We start from the raw sequence: 25,572 nt of genomic DNA, 5'->3' as shown, positions 1-25,572 counted from the left end.
CGTGTGCTATTCCTATCTCAAGCCGGCGGGGACCGGTCCGGCGACCGGTCCCCGCCGTCTTGGCGTGCGCGGCCGCCGCCGAGCGGCCCGCCTTCACCACTTCCCCACGTCCGGAGCGCGTCCCCCGCGCTACGATCACCGCGTGACCGCCCCGGAACCCACCATCGTCGCCACCTCCGGAGGCCACCGCGCCGCCGCACGCACCCGGGTGCTCTTCGACGCCCTGGTCCACCACGCGGTCGACCTCAGCGGGGCGCACGGCAGACGCCCGCGCGTCCTGTACGTCGGCACCGCGATCGGGGACGCCGAGCACGTCGCGGCGAGGATGGCGGAGGCGGCCCGGGTGGCGGGCTTCGACCTGACGCCCCTGCACCTGTTCCCCATGCCGAACGTCGAGGACGTCGAGGGCACGGTCCTGGACCACGACGTGGTCTGGGTGATGGGCGGTTCGGTGGCCAACCTGCTCGCCGTGTGGCGGGTGCACGGTCTCGACGCGATCATGCGGCGCGCCTGGCGGGCGGGGGTGGTGCTGGCCGGGGTGAGCGCGGGTTCCATCTGCTGGTTCGAGGGCGGCGCGACGGACTCCTTCGGACCCGGACTGCGGCCGGTGACCGACGCGTTGGGGCTGCTGCCGTACGGCAACGGGGTGCACTACGACTCCGACCCCGGCCGGCGTCCGCTGATCCACCGGCTGGTCGCCGACGGCACACTGCCCACGGCCCACTGCACCGACGACGGGGTGGGGCTGGTCTACCGGGGCACCCGACTGGTCGAGGCCGTGGCGGAGTTGCCGGACAAGGGCGCGTACATCGTGCGGCGGGAGGACGGGCGGGCCGTGGAGGAGCGCATCACGCCACGGCTGCTGCCCGCCCCCCGGTGCTGACCCGCCCGTCGACGGCCGGCCCATCTCAGATCAGCCCGTGGCGCACCGCGCGGGCCACCGCGTGCGCCCGGTTGCGGGCCCCGAGCCGGGCCATGACCTCGTAGACGACGTTCTTCACGGTGTGCTCGGAGCAGTGCAGCAACCGCGCGATGCCCGCGTTGCCGTGGCCCTCCGCCATGAGCCGCAGCACGGACATCTGACGGCTTGTCAGGGCGGGTGGCCGGTCCTCGTGCGGGACGGGTGCCCCGGACCGGGGGCCGGTGGTCAGCAGGTGGGACAGCTCCGGGTAGGGGATGCTCGGGTGCGGCGCCCCGGCGCGGCGGACGGCCGCCCTGAGGCTCTCCTCGGTGAGGTCGGCCATCCGCAGGACGACGGCCCCGGCGCGCAGGGCCTCCACCAGCCCGGTCCGGCCCACCGTGTCGCACACCAGCAGCGACGGGCCGGTCGGCCGCGGTCCGCGCAGGGCCCGTTCGGCGTCGTCGGCGACGATGACGGTGACGGACCGCCCGGGGCCGGGCGCGCAGTCGAGCCCGGCGCGGCGGGCGAGTTCGCGCACCCGGTCCGCGTGCCGCGAGGGCAGGACGCGCAGGCTCGTGGTCACACCGCCGGGCGCGGCGGTCAGCACGGGCGTCACAGCAGACCCGCCCGGAGCGCGTAGGCGACCGCGTGGGCGCGGTTGCGCAGCCGGAACCGCTGGGTGATGTCGTGCACGACGGTGGTCACGGTGCGCGGCGAGTAGGCGAGGCGCTGGGCTATCTCGGCCGTCTCGTGGCCGTCGGCGACCAGCCGCAGCACCGAGCGCTCGCGGTCGGAGAGCGATCCGCCGGCCCAGCCCTGCTCGGCCCCGCCGGAGCGGTCGAGGACCTGTTCCAGCAGGTCGGTGGGGACGGTGCAGTCGTCCTGGGCGGCGGCCAGGACCGCGTGGGCGAGCCGGGAGGAGTCGGCCTCGCGGCGCAGCAGCAGGCCCCGGGCGCCGGCGGCGAGGGCGTGCAGGGCGTCTCCGGAGGCGAGCGCGCCGGCCACCAGGACGACGGCGGGGCGCTGCACGTGGGCACGGGTGGTGCGCACCATGTCGAGTTCGGCCGGGCCGAGCCGGTCCACGGTGAGGACGGCGACCCGGGCCTGCCCCGGCTCGCACACGGTGAGTTCCGGGCAGGCGAGCAGGGTACTGCGGGTGCCGGCCTCCAGGACCGGGTCGAGGGCGACCACACCGACGGGTACGGGGACTCCCATCTTCTGCTCCTTGCAAGGTCGTTCGCCCGGTGGTGAACACCGCGGGCGGCCTGTGGGGTACGACGCTCACCCTGCCGCCGCCGTCAGGGCGCGGCATCGGTAGTCGGTCCCCACCTTTCCGGTCCCGGTCCGCCGCCGGGAGGGGGTTCGGCCCCGGCGGGGTGGTGCGCGGGGGCGCGGCCGGACCGTCGCCGCCCACGTGGGGGTGTGCGCGGCGGCCATGGGGGTGCCCGCCGGGGGAAGGATGCGGGGGGCGGCCGTACGGGCATGGGGGAACGGCCGTGCGGGAGCGCGGGAAAGGCCGTGGGAGCGTATGGGGGACGGTCGTACGGGGTTATGGGTAGTGCGGCGCCGACCTGCGGTTTCCCCATGCCCGGGGGTGCCCTTCCCCACCGGTGGGGAGGGGGCGCGAAGAATATGGGGGTCACTTCCCCATGTGGGGGTGGCCCGGCGTCTGCGAACTTCGTCGACGTGACTGAGACCGCCAGCCTCTCGACTCCCCGGAGCGCCGGCCTGCCGCTCGCCTGGTGGGCCCCGGCGCTTTCCCTCGCGGAGCGCCTCGCCGCCCCCGGCCGCCCGGCCGCGCCCGCCGACCCCGACGCCACCGGGCGTGCCCCCTGGGCCGCCGGGGACACGGAGGGCTTCGCGCTGCGGCTGGCGCACCTCGGGGTGGACGGCGCCACGGCGGCGGCCCTCGCGGCCGAGCCCGCAGAGCGACTGGCCGCCCGCACCGCCAAGCCCCGCTGGGCGGAGTACGTCGAAGCTGCCCTGGACGCCGCCTCCGAGGAGCGCGCGGAGCCGGCCGCGGACGGCACGGGTCCCGAGGTCTTCGCCCCTGTCGTACGACCGCTCGTCGCCCCGGCCGCCGCACGTCTCGCCGGTCTGCTGCCGGGCGTACCGGCAGCCGAACAGGACGTCTGGCAGGGCGAGTTCGGCGACCGGCTGACGTCTCGGCTGGTGGGGCTCGCCGCCCGCACCCTCGTACGGGAACTGGACGGCGCGCGGCGGGCCGGGCGGCTGGAGGGGGCGACGCCGCGTGAGCGGTTCGCGTTCTTCGTCGCCGGTGCGGGCACCCGGCGAGGGCTCGGCGAACTGTTCGCCGCCTACCCGGTGCTGGCCCGGATGCTCGGGCAGACCGCGCTGGACGCGCTGGACGCGGCGGCCGAACTGGTGGCCCGCTTCCAGGCCGACCGCCCCGAGCTGGTCGCCGCGCTCCTCGACGGCCGCGACCCGGGTGTGCTCGCCCGCGTGGAACTCGGGCTCGGCGACGCCCACCAGGGCAACCGCTCGGTGGCGATCCTGCGGTTCGCCGACGGCGCGCGGGTCGTGTACAAGCCGCGGCCGCTCGGCCAGCACGCCCTGCTGGACGAGTTGGCGGCCTGGATGGACGCGAAGGTCCCGGGCCTCGCGCTGCGCACCGCGCGCACCGTGCGCCGGGAGGGCTACGGCTGGCTGGAGTTCGTGACGCACCGCTGGTGCCGCTCGGTGACCGAGACCGACGCCTTCTACCGCCGCCAGGGCGTGCTGCTGGCCCTGCTGTACGCGGTCGACGGCGCCGACATGCACTACGAGAACGTCATCGCCTGCGGCGACCAGCCGGTGCTGGTGGACGCCGAGACGCTGCTGCACACCGGACTCGGGCAGGCCATGACGGCCGGCGCCGACCCGGCCGCGGACGCCCTGCACACCTCCGTGCACCGCACCTGCCTGCTGCCCCATCTGCTCATCGGCGAGCACGGCGCGCTGGACATCTCCGCGCTGGGCCGCTCCACCGACGGCACCTTCCCGAGCGAGGGGCTGCACTGGGCGGACAGCGGCCGCGACACGATGCGCGCCGTACGGGGGCCGCTGCTCAGCCCGGCCGGGCAGAACCAGCCGCTGCCCGACGGCCGCCCGCTGGACGGCGCGGACCACCGGGCCGCCCTGCTCGACGGCTTCCGCACGGCGTACGCGGCCATCGCGGCGCACGGCGGCGAACTGACCGGCGACGAAGGGCCGTTGGCGGCGGCGGCCGACAGCCCGGCACGGCTGATCGCCCGCGCCACGCGGCTGTACGCGACCCTGCTGGAGGAATCCACGCATCCGGCGCTGCTCGGTGACGCGCTCGCGCGGGACGGGGTGTTCGCCGTGCTGTGGACCGAGTCCGCGCAGGACGAGGCGCGCCGGCGGCTCATCGAGCACGAGACGGCGGACCTGTGGCGCGGGGACATCCCCCTGTTCACCCATCGGCCGTCCGGCACAGGGGTCCGGGCGGCCGACGGGACCTGGCTGGCGGACGTGCTGCCGGAGGCGAGCCTGGCCGCGGTGCGCAAGAAGATCGCGCGGATGGACGAGATCGACTGCCGCGACCAGGAGTGGATCGTCTCCGCGACCCTGGCCGCCCGGGGCGCCTGCGCCCCGGGGGACCGGCCGAGGTCGGCGCTCGCCGTGGCGCCCGTGCCGGCCGTCGTGCCGGACGCCTCGCGGCTGCTGGCCGCGGTGTGCGGGATCGCCGACGACATCGCCGCCCGCGCGGTACGCGACGGCGGCCGCGCCAACTGGCTCGGCCTGGAGCGGGTTTCGGGGCCGCACTGGGCGGTGCTGCCGATGGGCGCCGGGCTCGCGCAGGGCTACTGCGGGGTCGCGCTCTTCCTGGCCCACACGGGTGCGCTCACCGGCGCCGACCGGTACACCGCGCTGGCCCGGGAGGCGGTACGGCCGCTGCCCGCCCTGCTGCGGGCCCTGGCCGCCGACCCCGAGCTCAGCGCGGCGGCGGGCCCCGGTGCCTACGACGGGCTCGGCGGGATCTGCTACGCCCTGGTCCGGCTGTCGGCGCTGCTGGGCGACGCGTTGCCGGACTGCCTGCCCGACGCGCTCACCGCGCTCGCCCACGCCGCGGCCGACTGTCCCGACCCGGGGCTGGCCGGCGGCACGGCCGGGGCGCTGGCCGCCGCCGTCGCCGTGCACGAGGCGACGGGGGCGACGCGGGCGCTGGAACTGGCGGACGCCCTGGCGGACCGGCTGTGCCAGGCGGACCCCGGCGCGGACGCCGGTCTCGCGGACGGCGCCGCCGGCATCGGCTGGGCTCTGCTGCGGTACGCCGCCGTAGGGCCGGAGCGGTCCGCGGCGCACGCTGCGGCGGGCCGGGCCCTGCTCGACGGGGCGGCCCGGCAGGTGCGGGGCGCGGGGGCGGACGCGTCGTGGGCGCGGGGGGCCGCGGGAGTGACGGCCGCCGCTTCGCTCCTCGGCGCCCCGCACGCCGCTCGGCCCGCGCCGGCCCCCGCCGATCGGCCCGCCTCCGCCGCGGCGCTCACCGAACCGCCCGCCGCGACCGCCGCGTTGCCGGCCCGGCTCAGGGACGCCGAAGTGGGTCCCGACCTCAGCCTCGCCCAAGGCGCCCTCGGCACTCTGGAAGCCCTGGCCGTCCTGGCCGAACGGGGCGACGCCCAGGCCGCCGAGGCCCTGTCCCTGCGCACCGGCCAGGCGCTCGCGTTCGTCGAGGCGCAGGGCCACCGATGCGCCACCCCCGACCACGTTCCCTCCCCCGGGCTGCTGACCGGTCTGTCCGGCATCGGCTACGGGCTGCTCCGCCTGGCCCACCCCGACACCGTGCCGTCCGTCCTGCTCCTCGGACACCCCGGCCGCCACGGCGACTGACCATCCCGCACCTTCTCCGCCTCCACCTCCGCCTCCACCTCCGTGTCCACCGGCACGGGACCATCCGAAGGGGATCACCTCATGGACAAGAACCTCGCCTCCACCACCGCCGACGCCACCGGGACCGCCGGGATCGCCGGGACCGCCGCCGACGAGCAGGACGCGGCGGGCGGCATCACCCTCAAGGGCCGCAACCGCGCGTGCGCCCGCGCCCGGGTGCTGGCCGGAATGGTCCTCACCAGCGGCATCGTCATCACGCTGAGCACCATCGACACCTCGGTCTCCGCCCCCCGGTAGGCGACGGCCGGTTCCGACAGGCGTGATGGCGCGGACCCGCCCGGCGGGTCCGCGCCGCCGTGTGTCCGAGCGGAGCGGGTCGGTCCGCTCCGGGCGACCTGCCACAGGTCGCGATATTCCGATTATCATCTGCGTTCATGCGTTCCCATGCGCCTTCCCTGGTCGGGCGGGGTCCCCAACTCCACCTGCTCGAACGTGCGCTGACCGGCGCTCAACAGGGACGCGGCGGTGTGGTCTTCCTGGTCGGAGAGGCGGGCGTCGGCAAGTCGCGGCTCGCGGCCGAAGTCGTGGGCGGCGCCCTCGACGCCGGCATGCGCGTGCTGCGCGGCCGCAGCAGCACCACGGGCCCGGCGGTGCCGTTTCGGCCATTGACCGAGGCACTGATGTCCCTGTTCCGGGGCGGCGCCTCGATGGACGACCTGGCCCTCGGCCCCTACCGGCCGGTGCTCGGACGGCTGATTCCCGACTGGGACACCGGTGAGCGCGAGAGCAGCTCCATGGTCATCCTGGGCGAGGCGGTGCTCCGGTTGCTCATCGCGGCCGCGCGCGGCCAGGGCCAGCTGCTGCTCCTGGAGGACCTGCACGACGCCGACCCCGAGACGCTCGGCGTCCTCGAATACCTCGTGGACAACCTGGAGTACACACCCGTCCTGCTGCTCGCCACCGTGCGCACCGACTTCAGCGACGCCCTGGACCTGGCCCAGTCCGCGCGCCGGCGCGGCGCCGCCACCCTGCTGGAGATCCCGCCGCTGACCCGGCCGCAGGCGCACGAGATGGTCGCGGCCCAACTCGGCGTGGCGGACCCGCGCGAGGTGCCCGACACGGTGCTGCGGCGGCTGTGGGAGGACAGCTCCGGCAGCCCGTACCTGGTCGAGGAGCTGCTCCAGACCATGATCGGGTCCGGCACCCTGGTACAGGGCCCGGACGGCTGGCGGGCGATCGGGGATCTGCGCAGCGACGTGTCCTCGACACTGGCGCGGGACATCCTGCGCCGCATCGACCGGCTCGGCACCCAGGGCCTGACCCTGCTGTCGGCCGCCGCCGTGCTGGGCCGGCGCTTCCCCCTGACGGTGCTCCAGCGGATGAGCGGCGTGGACGACCGCGCGCTGCTCAGCCATCTGCACGCGGGCGTCGCGGCCCGTCTGGTGATCCCCGACGAACCCGCTCCCGACTGGTACTCCTTCCGGCACTCCCTCACCGTCGAGGCCCTGTTCACGCAGATGACGCCGGGGCAGCGGGCGGAACTGGCGCGCAAGGGCGCGGAGGCGGTCGAGGAGCTGCACCCCGAACTGGGCGGCGACTGGTGCGCGCTGGCGGCCGGGCTGCGCGGCGAGGCCGGGGACCGCGGCGCGGCCGGGCTGCTGTTCGCGGACGCGGGCGGCCGGGCGCTGGCGGCCGGCGCGCTCGGCTCCGCCGTGACCCTGCTCAGCCGCGCCGAGAGTCTGCTGGCCGAGGCCGGGGACGCGCACGGGCGGGCCGCGGTGCTGGAGAACCTGCTGCCGGCGCTCGCCGAGGCCGGTGACTTCGCCCGCGCCTTCGAACTGGCCGAGGACCTCCATGTGCTGGGCGGCTCGGGACTCAGCCCCGTCCGGCTGGCCACGCTGCACGCCCGGCTGGCCAAGGTCGCGCACACGGCGGGGCGGTGGAGCGACGGCAACCGGCAGGTGGCCCGCGCCCGGGAGGTGCTGGCCGCCGCGCCGGACGAGACGACCGCCGCCACCGTCGACGTGACGGCCGCCTACCTCGCCCTCGACACCCCGGGTCCCGACCGCACCCAGCACGCGGAGAAGCTCGCCCGCTCGGCCGCCGACACCGCCGAACGCCACGGACTGCCCGTGGTCGCCTGCCAGGCACAGGAACTGCTCGCCACCGTGGCCCGCGAACGGGACCCCGAGGAGTCGGAGGCGATGCTCGGCCAGGCCCTCGCCACGGCGGAGCGCCATCGCCTGCCCTTGCAGCGCATGTACGCGGCCACCCGGCTGGGCGGCAACGCCTGGCTCGCCGAGGGCGACACCGCGGGCCTGCTGGCGGCGCGTGAGGAGGCGCTGCGGCTCGGGTCGGTCAACATCGTGCACACCGTCGACGGCATCCTCGTACTCGACGCCGTTCTGCGGGGTGCGTACGACGCCGCCCGCGCGGCCGCCGCCGAGTGCCTGGCCGTCGTACGACGGCTGCGGCTCGCGCCCGCCGTGCGGTACGTCCTGATGGCGCAGGCCGTCCTGGAGGCGCACCACGCCGACCGCGCCGGGATGGAGTCGGCGCTGGCCGCCTTCGCGGAGTGGGACGGGGCCGGTTCGCAGGAGGAACCGCTGAGCCATGGCCTGGCCCGCGCCTTCTGCGCGCTCCTGGAGGAGGACCGGGAGCTGGCCCGGGAGGACCTGGGCACGGTGCTGGCGCTGGAGGCGGACAACCCCTCGACCTACCATCTCAGCGGCACCCACGGCATGGTGCTGCTGCTGGACGTGCTCGCCGGGCGCGCGGACCGCACCCGGCACGCGGAGATCACCGCCACCGCGATGGCCCGGATGCGCTGGAACCGGCACTTCGTGCTGCTCACCGACGCCGTGCTGCTGGGCCGGGAGGGCGCCGGGGCGCGGGCGGCGCGGGCGGTCGAGGCGGCGCAGGCGGTGGCGGAGCCGTATCCGCTGGCCCGGCACCTCGGGCTGCGGCTGATCGCGGACGCGGCGCACCAGGACGGCTGGGGCGACCCGGTGAGCTGGCTGCGGCAGGCGGAGCACTACTTCCACGAGCGGGACGTCCCGGCCGTCGCGGGCGCCTGCCGGGCGGGCCTGCGCCGGCTCGGCGCCCCCGTGCGCCAGCACCGCACCGGCTCCAGCGGCATCCCGGACCAACTGCGCGCCCAGGGCGTCACGGTGCGGGAGTTCGAGGTGTTCCGGCTGCTGGCGGAGCGGCTGTCCAACAAGGACATCGCCGACCGGCTGTTCATCTCGCCGCGTACGGCGGAGAAGCACATCGCCAGCCTCATCACCAAGACGGGGGCGGCCAACCGCGCGGATCTGTGCGCGCGTTCGGCCGCCCTGCGCGACGGCTAGCGCATCTCGCGCACCGCCCGGGAGCCGAGCACCGCGAGCCCCGTGAGGGCGAGCACCCCGGCGACCACCCCGAACAGGGCGAGCGCGCCGGTCCGGGCGAGCGCGCCGCACACGATGAGCGACAGCGGGGCGGCGGCGTAGCCGAGGACCATGTCGACCGAGATGACCCGGCTGAGCACCTCCCCCGGGATGTTGCGCTGGATCCAGCTCAGCCCGAACACCCCCTGGAAGCCGATGGCGAAGCCCATGGCCAGGACGGTCGCGACGACCGCCGGGGTGCTGTGCACCAGACCCAGGACGGCCATCCCGGCGGCCAGCCAGCCGGCCAGAGCGGCCACCAGCAGCCCCACCCGCGGCCGGCCGCCCATCGCGCCGCCCGCCAGCGTGCCGAGCATGGCACCGCCGGCGAGGGACCCGTTGAGCACGCCCAGGGTGGCCGAACCGCCGCGCAGCACCTGGTCGGCGAGCGTGGCGAAGCCGACCGTGAAGGGCCCGGCGTAACAGAAGTTGACGGCGGTGTCGAGGACGACGACGGTACGCAGCCGGGGGTCGCGGAGGGTGAAGACGACGCCCTCGCGGATGCGGGCGCCGAGGGACGGCGGGCGCTCGGCGCCCGCGCCGTCCTTCGGTTCCGCCGCCCCCTGCGCCGCCGCCCCCTGCGCCGCCGCGGCCGCGCGCGGCCGGGTGGTGATGCGGGACACGCACCAGCCGCACAGCGCGAAGCACACCGCGTCGACCACGAACGCGACCGGCGCCCGGGTCAGCGCGATGACCACGCCGCCGACCGCCGGTCCGACGACGGCCGCCGTGCGCGAGCCCGCGCCCAGCAGCGCGTTGGCCGGGGTGAGCAGGTTCTCGTCCACCACGGAGGGCAGGATCGACACCCGGGCGGGCTGGAAGAAGGCGTCCACCGCGCCGAACGCCGCGGCGGCCGCGCACAGCATCCAGACCGTCAAGTGCCCGGTGAGACCCTCCAGTCCGACCCCGGCCATCAGGACGGCACGGGTCCAGCTGGAGGCGATCATCAGGGTGCGGGTGGACCAGGAGTCGCTGAGGGTGCCGCCGACCAGGGTGAGCAGGGCGCGGGGTACGGCCTGGAAGGCGAGGACGTAGCCGAGGGTGAGGGTGGAGCCGGTCAGGCCGAGGGTGATCCAGGAGAAGGCGACGACGCTGAAACCGTCTCCGAGCAGGGACAACGACTGTCCCAGCCACAGGAGTCGGAAGGGCCGCTGCCGGGCGGGTGCCCACAGCCGGGGGCCGGCGCCGGCGAGGGTGGTGGCCATGATGTGCCTTTCGGGATGCGGACGCTCGCGGCGGTCCGGTCAGTAGCGGACGGGCAGCGCGGTGAGACTGCGGTTGAGGAGGGACGGCTGCCAGGTGAGCGCGCCGGGGTCGGTCAGGGTCAGGCCCGGGTGGTCGCGGACCAGCGTGCCCACCGCGGCGACGGCCACCAGCCGGGCCAGCGCGGCGCCGATGCAGAAGTGGGCGCCGAAGCCGAAGCCCAGATGGGTGGCGCCGGTGCGGCGGACATCGAACCGGCCGGGGTCGGGGAAGCGGGCCGGGTCCCGGTTGGCGGCGGCCGTCACCAGGAAGATCCGGTCGCCCGCCCGCAGGGTGTGGCCGTCCAGCTCCAGGTCGCGGACGGTGGTGCGGATCGACATCTTGGACGGGCCGTCGAGCCGCAGCGCCTCCTCCACGGCGCCCTGCGCCAGCCCGGGGTCCTCGCGTACGGCGGCCAGTTGACCAGGACGGCTGTGCAGGGCGAGGACGGTGTTGGCGATGAGGTTGCTGGTGGTCTCCCCGCCGGCGAAGGCCATCTGGGTGAGCATCCCGACGAACTCCTCCTCGGTGACCGACTCCCCCACCCGGCCCTCCTTCAGCACCTGGCTGACGAGGTCGTCGGCGGGTTCGGCGCGCCGCTCGGCGACCAGGCCGGCGAGGTAGTCCTCCAGACTCACCAGCGCCTGGAGGGAGGCCCGGTACTCGCTCTCCTCCTGGGCGGTGCCGAGCACGAGGTCGGCGACACGGGCGTTCCAGTACCAGAAGGCGGCGGCGTCGGTGCGCGGGATGCCGAGCCAACGGGCGAACACCAGCGCGGGCAGCGGCTTGGCCACGTCGGCCACCAGGTCGCCGCCGCGGCCGGGTACGGCCTTGCGGGCGAGGACGGCCCGGGTCGCCCTCTCCGTGAAGGCGCGGTAGCGGGCCACCGCCCGTGCGGCGAAGGCCTCCTGGAAGACCTGGCGCAGCCGGCGGTGCTGCGGCGGGTCGTTGAACACCATCCAGCGGGACAGGATCCCGAAGGCCCGCTCGGCGTCCTCGCGGGCACCCTGCGGTACGGCGTCCATCAGGGGCCGTACCCGGTCGGCGGAGACGGCCGGGTCGCGCAGGCAGCGCATCACCTGGTCGTAGCCGGTGACCAGCCAGGCGTGGTGCATCGGGCTCCAGTGCACCGGGGCGTGGGCACGGAGGGCGTCGAGGTGGCCGTAGGGGTCGGCGATCATGTCCGGCGAGAGGAGGTAGCGCTCGGTGAAGGGCGCCTCGGGGACTCGGGGGGCGGTATCGGTCGGCGGGGTTTCCGGGGTGCCCGGGACGCCGGCCGCAAGCGGGGTCGCCGTGCTCATCGGTTCTCCCCCTCCTGGATCGCGGCGAGGATTGCGGCGATGCCGGACACCCTCGGCTCGGCCATCATCGACATGTGGTCGCCCTCGCTGATGTGCACGGTCAGTCCGCCGCCGGCCAGTTCGCGCCAGCGGGCGAGGTAGGTGTCGTAGTCGACGTCCAGGCCCGGCATGGTGCGGCCGCGCGGCAGGCCCGCGGCCTCGCTGCCGACCACGAGGTGGACGTGGCCGGGGTAGGGGCGGACCTCGTACCCGGCGAGGGCGGCGAGGAGCGAGTGCCACACCTCGATGGGCGCGTTCTCGACGAGGGCGGCCTCGGCGGGGCTCATGCCCGCGCCGAGCAGGGTGGCGGTGAGTTCGGCGGTGGCCCGGTCGCGCTCCGCGGAGGGCGGCAGCTGCCGGATCCGGTCGCGCTGGCGCCAGGCGGTGCGCAGGTCGTCGGTGACGCCGTTCAGGCGGGCGCGGGCGGCGGGGTTGGGGAGGTACGGCTCGATCAGGACCAGCGGCTCCACCCGGTGGCCGGCCCGGTGCAGCTGGGTGGCCATCTCCAGGGCGATGTTGGCGCCCATGGACCAGCCGAGCAGGGTGTGGGGGCCTCGGGCACCGCGGTCGGCGATCTCGGCAACGTAGTTGGCCGCGATCCCGGTCACCGTGCTCGGGTCGACGCCGCCGAGCAGCCCCCGCGCCTGGAAGGCGTGCACGGGCCGGCCGGGCGGCAGGGCGCGGGCGAGCGGGACGAACCAGGCGGCGCTGCCGCCCGTGGGGTGCACGCACCACAGCGGCTCCCCCGTGCCCTCGCGCAGCCGTACCTCGGAGGTGACGGCGGTGGGCAGGCCGTCGCCCGCCGCGCGGGTGGCGTGCTCGGCGAGCTGGGCGATGGTCGGGTGTTCGATCAGGTCGCCGACGGAGACCGCGAGGCCGCGTCCGGCGGACATCAGGGAGACCCGGACGGTGGACAGGGAGCTGCCGCCGATGCGGAAGAAGTCGTCGTGGACGCCGATGCGGGCGAGACCGAGGACCTCGCGCCAGATCTCGGCGAGGATCTTCTCCGCCGGGGTGGCCGGGGCGACGTACGCGGTGTCGGGCTGGTCGAGTTCGGCCGGCGGCAGCGGCAGCGCCCGCTTGTCGATCTTGCCGCTGCGGTTGACGGGGAGTTCGTCGAGGAGCACGAACCGGGCGGGGATCATGTACGCGGACAGCGAGGCGCGCAGGGCGCGGCGCAGCTCCTCGGGCGTGGGCCGCGCGGGACCCTGCGGGACGACGTAGGCGACGAGGGCCGGTTCACCGCCGGGCAGGTCGGTGCGGTGCAGGACGACGGCCTGGCGCACCCCGGGCAGGCTCCGCAACGCGTGCTCGACCTCGCCGAGTTCGATGCGGAAGCCGCGCAGCTTGACCTGTGAGTCGCGGCGGCCGACCCACTCCACGGAGCCGTCGGGCCGGTGGGTGCCGAGGTCGCCGGTGCGGCACAGCCGCTCGCCGGGCAGCCCGTAGGGGTCGGGCACGTAGGTGGCCGCGGTGAGCGCCGGGCGGCCGAGGTAGCCGCGGCCGACGGCCTGTCCGCCGAGGTAGATCTCGCCGGGGACGCCGGCCGGGACGGGCTGGAGGTCGTCGTCCAGGACGTGGACGCGGGTGTTGCGGATCGGGGTGCCGATGGGCGGACGGCCCTGGCCCGGGGCGAGTTCGGCGGCCACGGACCACACGGAGGTCTCGGTGAGGCCGTAGACGTTGTGGAAGCGCCGGCCGCGGGACCAGACGTCGGCCAGTTCGGCCGGGCAGGCCTCGCCCGCGACCTGGAGCACCCGCAGCTCGGGGAAGTCGTCCTCACCGAGCACCGCGAGGGCGCTGGGCGGCAGCATGGCGCAGGTGACGCGGGCCTCGCGCAGGGTGCGGGCGAGGTCGGGGCCGGGGCGCAGGTCCTCCTTGGGCGCGGTGACCAGGCGGCCACCGTTGGCGAGGGACCAGGTGAGTTCGAGGATCGAGGCGTCGAACCCGAAGGACGCGAACTGCAGCACCCGGTCCTCGGGGGTGGGGCGCACCAGGTCACGCTGGCCTTCGAGCATGTTGGACAGGCCGCGGTGCGGGAGGGCGACGCCCTTGGGGGTGCCGGTGGAGCCGGAGGTGTAGATGATGTAGGCGAGGGTGTCGGCGTCGGGCTCCCGGCCCGGCACGGGCGCCACGTGCTCGGCGGGGACGTCCAGTCGGACCACGGGGCCGTCGAAGGGCACCGTCCCGTCGAGGCGGCGCTGGGTGAGCAGCACCCGCATGCCGCTGTCCTCGGCCATGAACGCCAGCCGCTCGGTGGGGTGTTGCGGGTCGAGCGGCAGGAAGGCGCCCCCGGAGCGCAGCACACCGACGGCCGCGCGCACCAGGTCCGGCCCGCGTTCGGCGCAGATGCCCACCACGGTCTCCGGGCCGACGCCCAGCATCCGCAGCCGCCGCGCCAACTGCTCGGCCTGTTCGTGGAGTTCGCCGTACGACAGCCGTTCCCCGCGGTGCTCGACCGCGACCGCGTCCGGAGTGCGGGCCGCGTGTGCCGCGATGTGCTCGTGCAGCATCAGCGGCGAGGACGGGATCTCCGGTCCGCGTGCCCAGACGTCGAGCGCGGTGGCACGGGCCGCGCCGGTGAGCGCGGGCCGGGTCACCCGGGCGTCGGGGCCGGCGACCATGGCCTCCAGCTGGGCGCAGTACACGTCGGCCAGCTGCTCGGCCGTGGCGGGGGCGACGAACTCCGGGTCCACGTCGAGGGTGAAGGCGTTGACGCTGGCGTTGACCAGCAGCGGGAACATGGTCCGGGCGATCTCCAGGGAGTCGTCCCAGGAGTCGTGCGAAAGCCGGTGGAAGTTGACGTAGTTGAACACCGTGTCGGTCAGGTTCGGTTCGGTGGGCCGCAGTTGCGCGATGCGGACCAGCGGCACCCTGCGGTGCGGCAGCATCTCCTGCTCGGCCCGGAACACGTCCCGCAGATAGCCGCGCCAGCTGCCGCGCGGGCGGGCGACGCCGAACGGCACGGTGTTCAGGAACAGTCCGCGCATCCGGTCCGCGCCGGGGACCTCGGGCCGGCCGTTGGTGACCAGGCCGATGCTGTGCCCGAGCACGCTCTCGTCGCGGTCGGCGAACAGACTCATGGTGTGGTGGAAGGCGGTGAGCAGCACGGTGCGCCGCGGCACCCCCGCGTCCTTCGCCAACCTGCCGATGCGCTCGGCGAGATGGGCGTAGGAACGCCGGACCTCGTGCACCGGCTGACGGTCCGCGCCCGCGCCGCTCGGCACGCGCCGCCGGAAGGTCACGGGGCGCAGGTCGGCGAGGCTGTCCCGCCAGTACTCCAGCGATTCCTCGCTGTCCAGGGCGGCCCGCTCCAGGGCCACGTACTCGGCGAACGCCGGGGCCTGCGGGGGCAGGGGCGCGGTGCCGTGGGCGACGGCCTCGCGGTGCAGGGCGAGCAGGTCGGCGACGAGCGAGGTGAGGCTCCAGCCGTCCAGCACGACATGGCAGTCGGTGAGCACGAGGCGCAGGTCGTGGTCGGTGACGTGGTGCAGATGGATGCGGACCAGGGGCGCGGCGGCCAGGTCGAAGCGCCGCTCGAACTCCTCCGTCACGAACCGGCGCAGCCGCGCCCGCTGTTCGTCGCGGGGCAGAGCGCGCAGATCGGTGTAGCCGACCCGGAGCCGGGCGGTGCGGTGGACGAGCTGGAGGGGTTCGCGGTAGCCGACGAGGTCGACGGAGCTGCGCAGGATGGGGTGCCCGGCGACCACCGCGTCCACGGCCGCCTGGAACGCGCCGAGGTCGAAGCCCTCGGGCACGGTGATCTTCAGGTCGGTGACGTTGTGGTAGGCGCCGCGCCGGGGGTCGGCGAGCATCTCGTGCAGCATGCCGGCCTGGAGCATGGTGAGCGGGTAGGCGTCCTCCAGCCCGTCGGGCAGCCGGCCCGCGTCGGCCGGGTCGATCTGGGAGAACGGGGCGACCGGGGACGGCGCGTCGACGGCGTCGGTGACGAGGGCGGCGAGGTCGGCCAGGGTGCGGGTGCGGAAGACGTCGGCGACGGAGAAGCCGAGCCCGGCGAGCCGGCCGAGACCGACCAGGCGCAGCGCCAGGATCGAGTCGCCGCCGAGGTCGAAGAAGTTGTCGGCGCGGCCGACGTGTTCGGCGCCGAGCACCTGGCTCCACACGCCGGCCAGCGCCTTCTCCACCGGGCCCTCGGGGGGCACATGGGTGCCGGGCCCGGCCGCGGCGGGGGCCACGGCGGTCAGCGCGGCGCGGTCCACCTTGCCGTTGGCGGTCAGCGGCAGCCGCTCGTGGCGCACGAACAGCGCGGGGACCATGTAGTCGGGCAGGGTCAGCCGCAGTCCCTCGCGCAGCGCGGGCGGATCGAGCGGGCGGGCCTCCGGGGTGACGACATGGGCGACCAGCCGGGCCGTCTCGCCGTCCCGGCGGGCCACCACGGCGACGTCGGCGACGCCGGGCAGGGCGCGCAGCGCGGTCTCGATCTCGCCGGGTTCGATGCGGTAGCCGCGGATCTTCACCTGGTGGTCGGCGCGGCCGACGTACGCCAACTCGCCGTCGGGCAGGACCCGTACGAGGTCCCCGGTGCGGTACATCCGGGTGCCGGGCGCGCCGAAGGGGTCGTCCGGGAAGCGTTCGGCGGTCAGCTCGGGCCGGTTGCGGTAGCCGCGGGCCACGCCGCCGCCTGAGACGTACAACTCGCCGACGCTGCCGGGCGGCACCAGCCGTCCCGAGGCGTCGAGGACGTACCCGTGCTGCCCGGTGAGCGGGCGGCCGATGGGCGAACGGACGGCGCCGTGCACGTCCTGCTCGGTGATGGTGCGGAAGGTGACGTGCACGGTGGTCTCGGTGATGCCGTACATGTTCACGAGGGCGGGGCGCTCGCCCGGGGCGGTGAACCAGTCCTCGTAGTCACGGACGTCGAAGGCGTCACCGCCGAACACCACCGTCCGCAGAGGGAGTTCGGCGAAGCCGCCGCTGTCCTTCAGGTGCGCGCGCAGGCCCTTGAAAGCGGCGGGGGTCTGGTTGAGGACGGTGACGCCCTCCTCGCGCAGCACCCGGTGCACGGCGGCCGGGTCGCGCACCTCGTCCGCGGTCAGCACGGCCACGCGCCCGCCGCTGGTCAGCGGCGCCCACAACTCCCATACGGAGAAGTCGAAGGCGGGCGAGTGCATCAGCGTCCACACGTCGTCCGGGCCGAAGTCGAAGTGGTGGTCGGCGGCGGCCAGCAGCCAGGCCAGGTTGCCGTGGGTGACCTCCACGCCCTTGGGGCGGCCGGTGGAGCCGGAGGTGTAGATGACGTAGGCGAGGTCGCCGGGGGCGGGGAGGATGTCGGGGGTCTGCGCCTGGGGGCCGTCCTCGTCCAGCGTCATGAGCCGGACGGGCAGTCGGTCGACGGCGGACCGGGTCGCGCCCGAGGCGACGATCCACTCGACGCCGGAGTCGGTGACGGTGAACTCGCGGCGCGCCTTCGGGTGGGAGGGGTCGAGCGGGAGGTAGGCGGCACCCGCGCGCCAGACCCCGAGCAGGGCCACGGCCAGGTCGGGCGTGCGGTCGAGGCAGACGCCGACCAGGGAGCCGGGGGTGACCCCGGCCGCGCGCAGCCGTCGGGCCAGCCGGGACGCCTGTGCGTCGAGTTGGGCGTAGGTCAGGGAACGGGCTCCGCTCACCGCGACCGCGTCCGGCGCCCTGCCGATGTGCTCGGCGAGGCGGTCGGGGGCGGTGCGCGGGGTGGTCCGGGGCTCGTTGCCGGTGTTGGCGGGCCCGTCCGGGCCGAGCAGGTGGGCGCGTTCGGCCGGGGTCAGCGGGTCGATGGCGCTGAGCGGGGTGTCGGGGGTGGCGCAGAACGCCTCCAGCAGGTTCACGGTGTGCCGGGCGAGCGCCGCGACGGACGCGCCCTCGAACAGGTCGGGCCGGTAGACGAAGGCCAGCTCGGTGCGGCCGTCGCCGTCGCGCAGGTCGAGCGTGAGGTCGAACTTCGCGGTGGTGAGGTCGATCCGGTACGGCGCCCCGGTCGCCCCGCCGAGGTCGAACCCGGAGGCGGTGGTGTCGGTGTGGGTGTACAGGACCTGCACCAGCGGGTTCCGGGCGAGGTCGCGTTCGGGGCTCAGCGCGTCCACGACCTGTTCGAACGGCAGCGACTGGTACGAGAACGCCTCCAGGACCCGCTCCCGGGTACGGGCGAGCAGCGCGGCCGGCGTCGGGTCGTCGGACAGGTCGCCGCGCAGCACCAGGGTGTTGACGAAGAACCCGACGAGCTGCTCGGTCTCGGCCCGCTCCCGGTTGGCCACGACGGTGCCGACGGCGATGTCCCGCTGCCCGCTGTGGAAGGCCAGCGCGGCCTGGAAGGCGGCCAGCACCGTCATGTACGACGTCGTACCCGCGCGCCGGCCGAGTTCGGCGAGCGAGCCGGTCAGCGCGGGCGTCAGGGTGACGGTGTGCGCCTCGCCACGGCCGCCGGGGACGTCGGGACGGGGGTGGTCGACGGGCAGCTCCAGCGGGGTGAGGCCGGCCAGCCGGGTGCGCCAGTGGTCGAGGGCGGCGGACTGGTCGCTGCCCCGCTGCCAGATGGCGTAGTCCGTGTATTCCAGCGGGAGTTCGGGCAGCCGGGCGGTGTGGTGCCGCGTCCTCGCCCGGTACAGCTCGGTGAGGTCGCGGACGATCAGGCCGAGCGACCAGCCGTCGGAGACGATGTGGTGCATGCCGAGGACGAGCACATGGTCGTCGTCGCCGGCCCGGACGAGGGTGGCGCGGAAGGCGGGTTCCCGGCCGAGGTCGAAGGGGCGCAGCGCGGCGGCGTGCACGGTGGCGGCCAGCCGCCCGTCGTCGTCCGTGCCGGGTGGGGCGGTGGCGTCCACCAGGGCGAGGCAGTTGGCGTCGGGCGGCAGGACGCGCTGGTACGGGATGCCCTCGTGCTCGGGGAAGACGGCCCGCAGCTGCTCGTGCCGGGCCGTGAGGTCGGCGACGGCCGCGCGCAGGGCGGGGAGGTCCAGCGGGCCGGTGAACCGCCAGGCGGCGGGCAGCAGATAGGTGGGCGCGCCGGGGTCGAGGCGGTCGAGGAAGTACAGGCGCTGCTGGGCGGGCGACAGCGGGATCCGGTCCGGGCGCGGGCTGACCCGGGTCGGGCCGTCCTCGCGTACCGCGGTCCGGCCGCGCAGCCGCTGTTCCAGGAGGCGCCGGGCCGCCGGGGACAGGCCGCCGGCCGGGGACGCTCCGTCGGCCGAGGGCGTCCGGCCGGCCGGGGCCGGCCCGTCGCCCGCGGGCCGGCCGTCCGCAGGGACGAGGAGGTGGGGGCGCACGTCGGATGTGGTCATGCGGGCACTCCGATCTGAACTCTGGGGGAGGAAGCCGGGGTCGGGGCGGGGTGCCCTCAGAAGTCGGCGGTGAGGGAGAGGTCGATCTCGTCGTCGCTCATCTGCGAGATCAGTTCCAGCAGCCTGCGCTCCACCTCGGCGGCGAGCCGGGCCACCGTGGGGTGCTCGAACAGGTCCCTGACCTGAAGCATGCAGTCGAACGCGGTGCGCAGCCTGGAGGCGACCGCGACGGCGCGCAGGGAGTGGCCGCCCAGGGCGAAGAAGTCGTCGTGGACGCCGACCCGGGGCAGGTCGAGCACCTCGCACCAGATCTGCGCGACGACCGTCTCGGCCGGGCCGCGCGGTGCCACGAAGGTCCCCGACCCTGGGGCCGCGGGCTCGGGCAGGGCGGCGACGTCCAGCTTCCCCTGCACCGTCAGCGGCAGCGCGTCGAGCAGGGCGAACGCCGACGGCACCAGATAGTGCGGCAGCCGGGCCCGGCAGTGCGTCATGAGGGACTCCTCCGACAGCCCGTCGCCGACGACGTATCCGACCAGGGCGGCCTCACCGCGCAGGGCGCGCACGACGACCGCGGCGCCCCGCACCCCGGGGTGCCGGCGCAGCACCGCCTCGGCCTCCTTGGGCTCGACGCGGAAGCCGCGGATCTTCACCTGGTCGTCGTTGCGGCCGAGGAACTCCAGCTCGCCCGAGGGCAGTCGGCGTACGACGTCCCCGGTGCGGTAGAGCCGGCCGCCGAGCGCCCCGAAGGGGTCGGGCTCGAACCGCTCGGCGGTGAGCCCCGGCCGCCCCAGATACCCACGCGCCAACTCGCGTCCGCCGACGAGGAGTTCGCCGGGCACGCCTTCGGGGACGAGTTCACCGAGGGCGTCGACCACATAGGTGCGACGACCGCCCAGGGGCCGTCCGATGGGCACCCGTCCGGTCCGGGCGCCGTCGACGGTGTGCGCGGTCGCGGAGATCACCGACTCCGTGGGCCCGTAGGTGTTGAGCACGGGCACCCGGGGCAGGTGCGCGAACCACCGCTCCAGCGGGTCGGCGGGCAGGGCCTCTCCCCCGGTCACCAGCAGCCGCAGCGAGGCGAGTCGGGGAGCGAGCCGGTCCAGCCGGGACACCAGTTCCGCCCAGTAGGAGGGGGTGAGTTCCATGACGGTGACCCGCTCGGCCGCGACCCGGGCGGCCAGCTCCTCCGGACCCCAGATCTCGTCCGGGCGCACGATCACCGTGGCGCCGGTGCTCAGCGCGGGCAGGATCTGCTCCAGGGAGGCGTCGAACGCCGTGGACGCGAAGGTGAGCACCCGGTCGTCGGCGGTGAGCCCGAACCGCTCGCGGGCGGCGGCCACATGGGCGTCCAGGGCGTGGTGTTCGACACCGACGGCCTTGGGGCGGCCGGTGGACCCCGAGGTGAAGATGACGTACGCGAGATCGCCGGGGTCGGGTGTGTACCGGGGCCCGTCGGGCAGGGGGCGTACGTCCTCGACGGCGACCGCCCGTGCCCCGAGCGCGGTGACCTTCTCGCGGGTGCCCGCGTCGGCCACGACGTGCCGTACCCCGGCCTCCTGGAGCATGTACCGGAGCCGTTCCTCGGGCAGCAGGGCGTCGAGCGGGACGTAGACGCCGCCCGCCCGCCAGACGGCGAGCATCGCGGCCACGGACCAGGCGCCCCGGCCGACGCACACCCCGACGGGGGCACCGGGGGCCACCGACGCGTCGTGGAGGGCGGCTGCCAGCCCGCCCGTCAGGGCGTCCAGCCGGGCATAGTCGAGGCTCGTCCCCCCGCACACGACGGCGGGGGCGTCGAAGCGGCCCGCCACCCGGAACCCCGGCGCGGCCGGCACCTCCCGCCCGGCCGTCGCCACCAGGAGGTCGCGCTCCCCCGCGGACAGCAGCGGTGCCGCGTCGACGCGGGTGGCGGGGTCGGCGAGGAACGCCTCCAGCACCCGGCCGACGTGGCGGGCGAACCGGGTGGCGGTGGCCGGGTCGAAGAGGTCGGCGGCGTACTCGACGTTGAGCGCGAACCCGCTGGGACGCACCACGAACGTGGCCGTCAGATCGAACTTGGCCGACCCCCAGGGAAGGCGGAAGTCGACGGTGTCGAGCCCCGGGAGTCCCGACCCGCCCGTGGACGCGTCCTGGACGTCCACCATGACCTGGAACAACGGGTTGCGGGAGAGGTCGCGTTCGGGGCGCAGCCGCTCCACGACCCGTTCGAACGGCACCTCCTGGTGGTCGAAGGCGCCCAGCACGACGTCCCGTACCCGCTCCACCAGCCCGGCGAAGGTGGGCCGCCCGGACAGATCCGTGCGCAGCACCACGGTGTTCACGAAGAACCCGACCAGTGGCTCCAGTTCGAGGCGGTCGCGGCCGGCGACGGGTGTGCCCACCGGGACGTCGGTCTGCCCGGACCAGCGGGCCAGCACGGCCTGCGCGGCGGCCAGCAGCACCATGAACCGGGTCGCGCCGTGCTCACGGGCGAAGGCGTCCACGCGGTGCACGAGCCGGGCGGGCAGGTCGACCTCGACGGCGCCGCCCCGACCGGTGAACGCGGCCGGCCGGGGCCGGTCGGTGGGCAGCTCCAGCGCGGGCGTCGCCGCCAGCACGTTCTCCCAGTAGTCCAGTTGCGGCTCCAGCGCGCCGCTGTCGGCGCGCTCGCGCTGCCAGACGGCGAAGTCGCCGTACTGGACGTCCAGCGGCGGGAGCTGGGCCGGCCGGCCCGCCCGCCGGGCCGCGTAGTGGTGGGCGAGTTCGTCCAGCAGGACGCCCTTGGACCAGCCGTCGGTGACGGCGTGGTGCAGGGCGAGCAGGACCACGTGGTCGTCCTCGGCCAGCTCCCACACTCCGGCGCGCAGCAGCGGCGGCCGGGCGAGGTCGAAGCGGCGCGTGGCGAGGGCCTCGGCCTGCCGTCGTACGGCGTCCAGGCGGGCCTCCTCGTCCGGCCCCCCGGGTGCCGCCTCCCACCGCAACGGCACGCCCACCGGGTCGCACACCTGCTGCACGGGACGGCCGTCGGACTCGACCAGCGCCGTGCGCAGCACCTCGTGCCGCGCCACCAGGTCGTCCAACGCCTGCTGCCAGCAGGCGCGTTCGAGTCCGCCGCGCACCCGCCAGCAGTACCACAGCAGATAGGAGTCGCCCCGGTCGGATGTACGGTCCAGGAACCACAGCCGCTCCTGCGCGAAGGACAGCGGCAGCGGCCTGGTGCGGTCGACGGGCACCACCTCGGCCGTGCCGGAGGCGCGGGCGCCGGCCACGCGCGGGGCGAAGCCACGCACGGTCGGGTTCTCGAAGACGGTGCGCAACTCGATGTCCCGGCCGAGCCGCCCGGCGATGCGGGAGACCGCCATGGTGGCGAGCAGGGAGTGCCCGCCCAGGTCGAAGAAGCTGTCGTCGATGCCGATCCGCTCCAGGCCCAGGACGTCGGCCCAGACCTCGGCGACGATCCGCTCGGTCTCGTCGCGGGGTCCGGCGAAGGCGGCGTCGTCGGCCGGGCGGCTCCGGTCCGGATCGGGCAGGGCGCCCCGGTCGAGCTTGCCGGAGACACCGACCGGGAGGGCGTCGAGGACGACGAAGTCGGAGGGGACGGCGTAGTGCGGCAGGCAGCCGGCGCACCAGGACCGCAGCTCCGCCCGGTCGGGCGCCGAGGGCGCGTCCGGGGCGGGTACGACGTAGCCGGTCAGGGTGCGTCCGGTGGCCCGGTCGGGCCGGACGGCGGCCGCCGCGACCAGCGGGCAGGCCCGCAACGCGGCCTCCACCTCACCGAGTTCGACACGGAAGCCGCGGATCTTGACCTGGTCGTCACGGCGCCCGACGAAGTCCAGTTCCCCGGCCGCCGTCCAGCGCACGAGGTCGCCGGTCCGGTACAGGCGGCCGCCGGGCGGCCCGTACGGGTCGGGCACGAAGCGCTCGGCGGTCAGTGCGGGCCGGTTGAGGTAGCCCCGGGCCAGCTCGGTGCCGCCGATGAGGAGTTCACCCGGGACGCCGACCGGCACCTGCTCGTCGTCGGCGTCCACCACGTACACGCTGCGGTCGCCGAGCGGCCGGCCGATGGGCACGCTGTCGCCGGACGGTTCGCCGGCGTCGTGGGTGGTGGCGGTGACGGTAGTCTCGGTGGGCCCGTAGGCGTTGCAGACCCGCACCCACGGCACGGCGGCCCGCCACACGGCCAGGGTGTCGGCCGGGACCGCCTCGCCGCCGAGTACCAGCAGCCGCAGCGGGGCGAGGGCGGCGGCGAGCCGGCGGTCGAGGGAGAGGGCCAGCTCGGACCAGTAGGTGGGCGGCACGTTGACCACGGTCAGCTCGTGCCGCTGGACGATCTCCGGCACCTGGGTCGGCAGCCAGGGCTCCTCGGGCCGCATCACGACGGTGGCACCGGAGGTGAGGGCGGGCAGCACCTGGTCCAGGGACGCGTCGAAGGAGAAGGAGGCGAAGGCCAGCACCCGGTCGTCGGCGGTGATGCCGAGGCGCCGCCGGGCGGCGGCCACGTGCGAGGCGAGTGCGGCGTGCTCGACGCCGACCGCCTTGGGGTGTCCGGTGGATCCGGACGTGAAGATGACGTGGGCGAGTTGGCGGGGGTCGGGCCGGTGGCGGGGCCCGTCCGCGTCCGGGGCGACGGCCTCGACGTCGACGGCGACGGGCGCGAGGGGACCGGCGGTCGCGGCGGTCGCCGGTTCGGCCACGACGCAGGCGAGCCCGGCCTCCTGCGCCATGAACGCGAGCCGCCGCTCCGGAAGTTCGGGGTCGAGCGGCACGTACACCCCACCGGCCCGCCAGATCCCCTCGATGGCGGCGACCGACCACGGACCACGGCGCAGTACGACACCCACCGGGCTGCCCGCGGTCACTCCGGCGGCGCGCAGCGCGGCCGCGAGCCCGCCGGACATGGCGTCGAGTTCCGCGTACGTGGCGCTGTCGTCGCCGCAGCGCAGCGCGATCGCCCCGGGGCGCCCGGAGAACGCGATCGGGTCCGCGGGTGCCGCGGGCCGGTCCGGGGCGTGGTGCCACTCCGGCCGGGGCCGGGCGGGCGCCCCGGGCCCGGTGGGCAGCGCATGGGCCAACTCGTGCACGGGGGTGCCGGGTTCGGCGACGACGGCCCGCAGCAGCGCGACGTACGCCTGCGCGAACGCGCGCATCGTGCCGGCGTCGAACAGGGCGGTGGCGTACTGCAGTACGGCGGCGATGCTGCCGTCGGTGCGCAGCGTCAGGTCGAGGAAGACGTCCAACGGCGTCTCGGTCAGCGGCTGTTCGATCAGCGTCACCTCCAGGTCCGTCATCCGCACGGGCCGGATCGGGGTGTTGAGCAGGGTGAACGACGCCTGCGCGAGCGGATGCCGGGACAGGTCGCGGGAACCGCCGAGCGCGCCGACCACCAGGTCGAAGGGTGCCTCGGCGTGCGAGAGGTCGGCCGGTACGCGGTCCCGCACCCGGGCGAGCAGCGCGTCGAAGCCGGGCCGCCCGGACAGGTCCGTGCGCAGCACGACGGTGTTCACCAGCGGACCGATCAACGCGGCGGCACCGCGCTGGGCGCGGTCCGCGAGGGTGCTGCACACGGCGACGTCGGTGCGTCCCGACCAGTGCCCGAGCAGCGCCTGGTAGGCGGCGAGCAGCACCATGTACCGGGTGGCGCGCCGGGACCTGGCCAGCCCGTCCACGGCGGTGACCAGTTCGGCGGGCAGGTCGAAGCGGACGGCGTCACCGGAGCCGTCCCAGACCCGGGGCCGCGGCCGGTCGGCGGGCAGGTCCAGCGGGGTCAGCCCGGTCAGCCGGTCCCGCCAGTACCCGAGCAGCCGTTCGAGGCGCTCGCCGGAGAGTCGTCCGGCCTGCGCGCGGGCGAGTTCGGCGTACTGCGCGGCGAGCGGTTCGACGTCCTCCTCCCGGTACCCGGCGGCCAGTTCCTCCAGCAGCACGCCCCACGACCACCCGTCCACGGCGATGTGGTGGACCTCGACCAGCAGCAGGTGCTCGTCCTCGGCGACCCGGGCGAGCGTGGCGCGGACCGGGTGCTCGGCGGCGAGGTCGACGGGGCGGCCCAGGCAGCGGTCGTACAGGTCGGCCGGCCCGTCCACCGTGATCCGCCGCAGCGTGAACCCGGCGGGGGCGTCCACGACCGGCACCGGCTCCCCGTCGACGGCGGTGAACCGCGTCCGCAGCACCTCGTGCCGCGCGACGATCCCGCCCAGCGACCGCTCCAGCCGGTCGGCGTCCAGGCGCCCCCGCAGCCGCAGCACCAACGGCAGCATCGATCCGCTGGACGACCCCGCCAACTGGTCCATGAACCACAGCCGACGCTGCGCGAAGGATGCCGTGCGGGTGTCCACGTCGTTCGGCGCCCCCTCCGGGGCCGGACCTGTTGTCACTGTCGCCTCCCAGCCGTCTTTTCCCAGCAGCCTGCCGCCGCGCGCCGCCGCTCCCCAGGGAAGAAGAAGCAGCGCTGCGAGCAGACTCGGCTGCGGTTCCGGGGCTGGGGGCGGCCCTCAGGTTGCCCATCCGGGGCTTCGCGGCAGCGGCCTGCGCCCGCTCGGCGAAGTCGCCGGACGGGGGCCTTC

General features: G+C 75.5%; 10 protein-coding genes. 4 read left to right on the top strand and 6 right to left on the bottom strand.

Annotation, left to right across the window (positions count from 1 at the left end; genetic code table 11):
• Positions 1-142: 142 nt before the first annotated feature.
• Positions 143-883: a Type 1 glutamine amidotransferase-like domain-containing protein gene (locus ACWDD7_RS09175; RefSeq protein WP_450456905.1), complete on the top strand. Its 741-nt coding sequence runs from the start codon at positions 143-145 to the stop codon at positions 881-883.
• Positions 884-908: 25 nt separating this feature from the next.
• Here ACWDD7_RS09175 and ACWDD7_RS09170 read toward each other — a convergent pair whose 3' ends face one another.
• Entirely contained in the window at positions 909-1,508 is a 600-nt protein-coding gene (locus ACWDD7_RS09170) for a response regulator transcription factor (protein ID WP_450456904.1), read from the bottom strand.
• Between the two features lie 5 nt (positions 1,509-1,513).
• A complete protein-coding gene (locus ACWDD7_RS09165; RefSeq protein ID WP_450456903.1) occupies positions 1,514-2,116 on the bottom strand; it encodes a LuxR C-terminal-related transcriptional regulator in 603 nt (200 codons plus the stop codon).
• 471 nt (positions 2,117-2,587) lie between these two features.
• On the opposite strand from ACWDD7_RS09165, the gene ACWDD7_RS09160 reads away from it, so the two are divergent.
• The 3 genes from ACWDD7_RS09160 to ACWDD7_RS09150 all read left to right on the top strand — a co-directional run bounded on the left by ACWDD7_RS09160 (position 2,588) and on the right by ACWDD7_RS09150 (position 9,102).
• Positions 2,588-5,752: a type 2 lanthipeptide synthetase LanM family protein gene (locus ACWDD7_RS09160; protein ID WP_450456902.1), complete on the top strand. Its 3,165-nt coding sequence runs from the start codon at positions 2,588-2,590 to the stop codon at positions 5,750-5,752.
• An 81-nt stretch (positions 5,753-5,833) separates the two neighbouring features.
• The gene (locus ACWDD7_RS09155) at positions 5,834-6,049 is read left to right on the top strand and encodes a hypothetical protein (RefSeq protein ID WP_351875495.1); all 216 of its coding nucleotides are present in this window, start codon (positions 5,834-5,836) and stop codon (positions 6,047-6,049) included.
• Positions 6,050-6,186: 137 nt separating this feature from the next.
• Positions 6,187-9,102 carry an AAA family ATPase gene (locus ACWDD7_RS09150; protein ID WP_450456901.1) on the top strand — a complete coding sequence of 972 codons (2,916 nt, stop codon included), beginning with the start codon at positions 6,187-6,189 and terminating at the stop codon, positions 9,100-9,102.
• On the opposite strand, the gene ACWDD7_RS09145 is transcribed toward ACWDD7_RS09150, so the two are convergent.
• From ACWDD7_RS09145 to ACWDD7_RS09130, 4 genes are read right to left on the bottom strand one after another with little or no spacing between them, the layout of a single operon-like run.
• Positions 9,099-10,385 carry an MFS transporter gene (locus ACWDD7_RS09145; protein ID WP_450456900.1) on the bottom strand — a complete coding sequence of 429 codons (1,287 nt, stop codon included), beginning with the start codon at positions 10,383-10,385 and terminating at the stop codon, positions 9,099-9,101. The two genes, ACWDD7_RS09150 and ACWDD7_RS09145, sit on opposite strands and share 4 nt — an antisense overlap.
• Positions 10,386-10,424: 39 nt before the next feature.
• Complete coding sequence (locus ACWDD7_RS09140; protein ID WP_450456899.1) at positions 10,425-11,723, bottom strand: cytochrome P450; 1,299 nt, start codon at positions 11,721-11,723, stop codon at positions 10,425-10,427.
• The gene (locus ACWDD7_RS09135; RefSeq protein ID WP_450456898.1) at positions 11,720-19,033 is read right to left on the bottom strand and encodes an amino acid adenylation domain-containing protein; all 7,314 of its coding nucleotides are present in this window, start codon (positions 19,031-19,033) and stop codon (positions 11,720-11,722) included. Before ACWDD7_RS09135 ends, ACWDD7_RS09140 begins: the two co-directional genes overlap by 4 nt.
• Positions 19,034-19,089: 56 nt before the next feature.
• Positions 19,090-25,383 carry an amino acid adenylation domain-containing protein gene (locus tag ACWDD7_RS09130; protein ID WP_450456897.1) on the bottom strand — a complete coding sequence of 2,098 codons (6,294 nt, stop codon included), beginning with the start codon at positions 25,381-25,383 and terminating at the stop codon, positions 19,090-19,092.
• Between the last annotated feature and the right edge of the window lie 189 nt (positions 25,384-25,572).

This window comes from Streptomyces sp. NPDC001056, assembly GCF_053598955.1.
This window is presented reverse-complemented; position numbering and strand designations above follow the sequence as displayed.

Excerpts from the sequence above, each read along its gene's own strand:
- ACWDD7_RS09165 (WP_450456903.1), bottom strand. The coding sequence starts at position 2,116 with ATGGGAGTCCCCGTACCCGTCGGTGTGGTCGCCCTCGACCCGGTCCTG.
- ACWDD7_RS09155 (WP_351875495.1), top strand. The coding sequence starts at position 5,834 with ATGGACAAGAACCTCGCCTCCACCACCGCCGACGCCACCGGGACCGCC.
- ACWDD7_RS09150 (WP_450456901.1), top strand. The coding sequence starts at position 6,187 with ATGCGTTCCCATGCGCCTTCCCTGGTCGGGCGGGGTCCCCAACTCCAC.
- ACWDD7_RS09145 (WP_450456900.1), bottom strand. The coding sequence starts at position 10,385 with ATGGCCACCACCCTCGCCGGCGCCGGCCCCCGGCTGTGGGCACCCGCC.
- ACWDD7_RS09140 (WP_450456899.1), bottom strand. The coding sequence starts at position 11,723 with ATGAGCACGGCGACCCCGCTTGCGGCCGGCGTCCCGGGCACCCCGGAA.
- ACWDD7_RS09135 (WP_450456898.1), bottom strand. The coding sequence starts at position 19,033 with ATGACCACATCCGACGTGCGCCCCCACCTCCTCGTCCCTGCGGACGGC.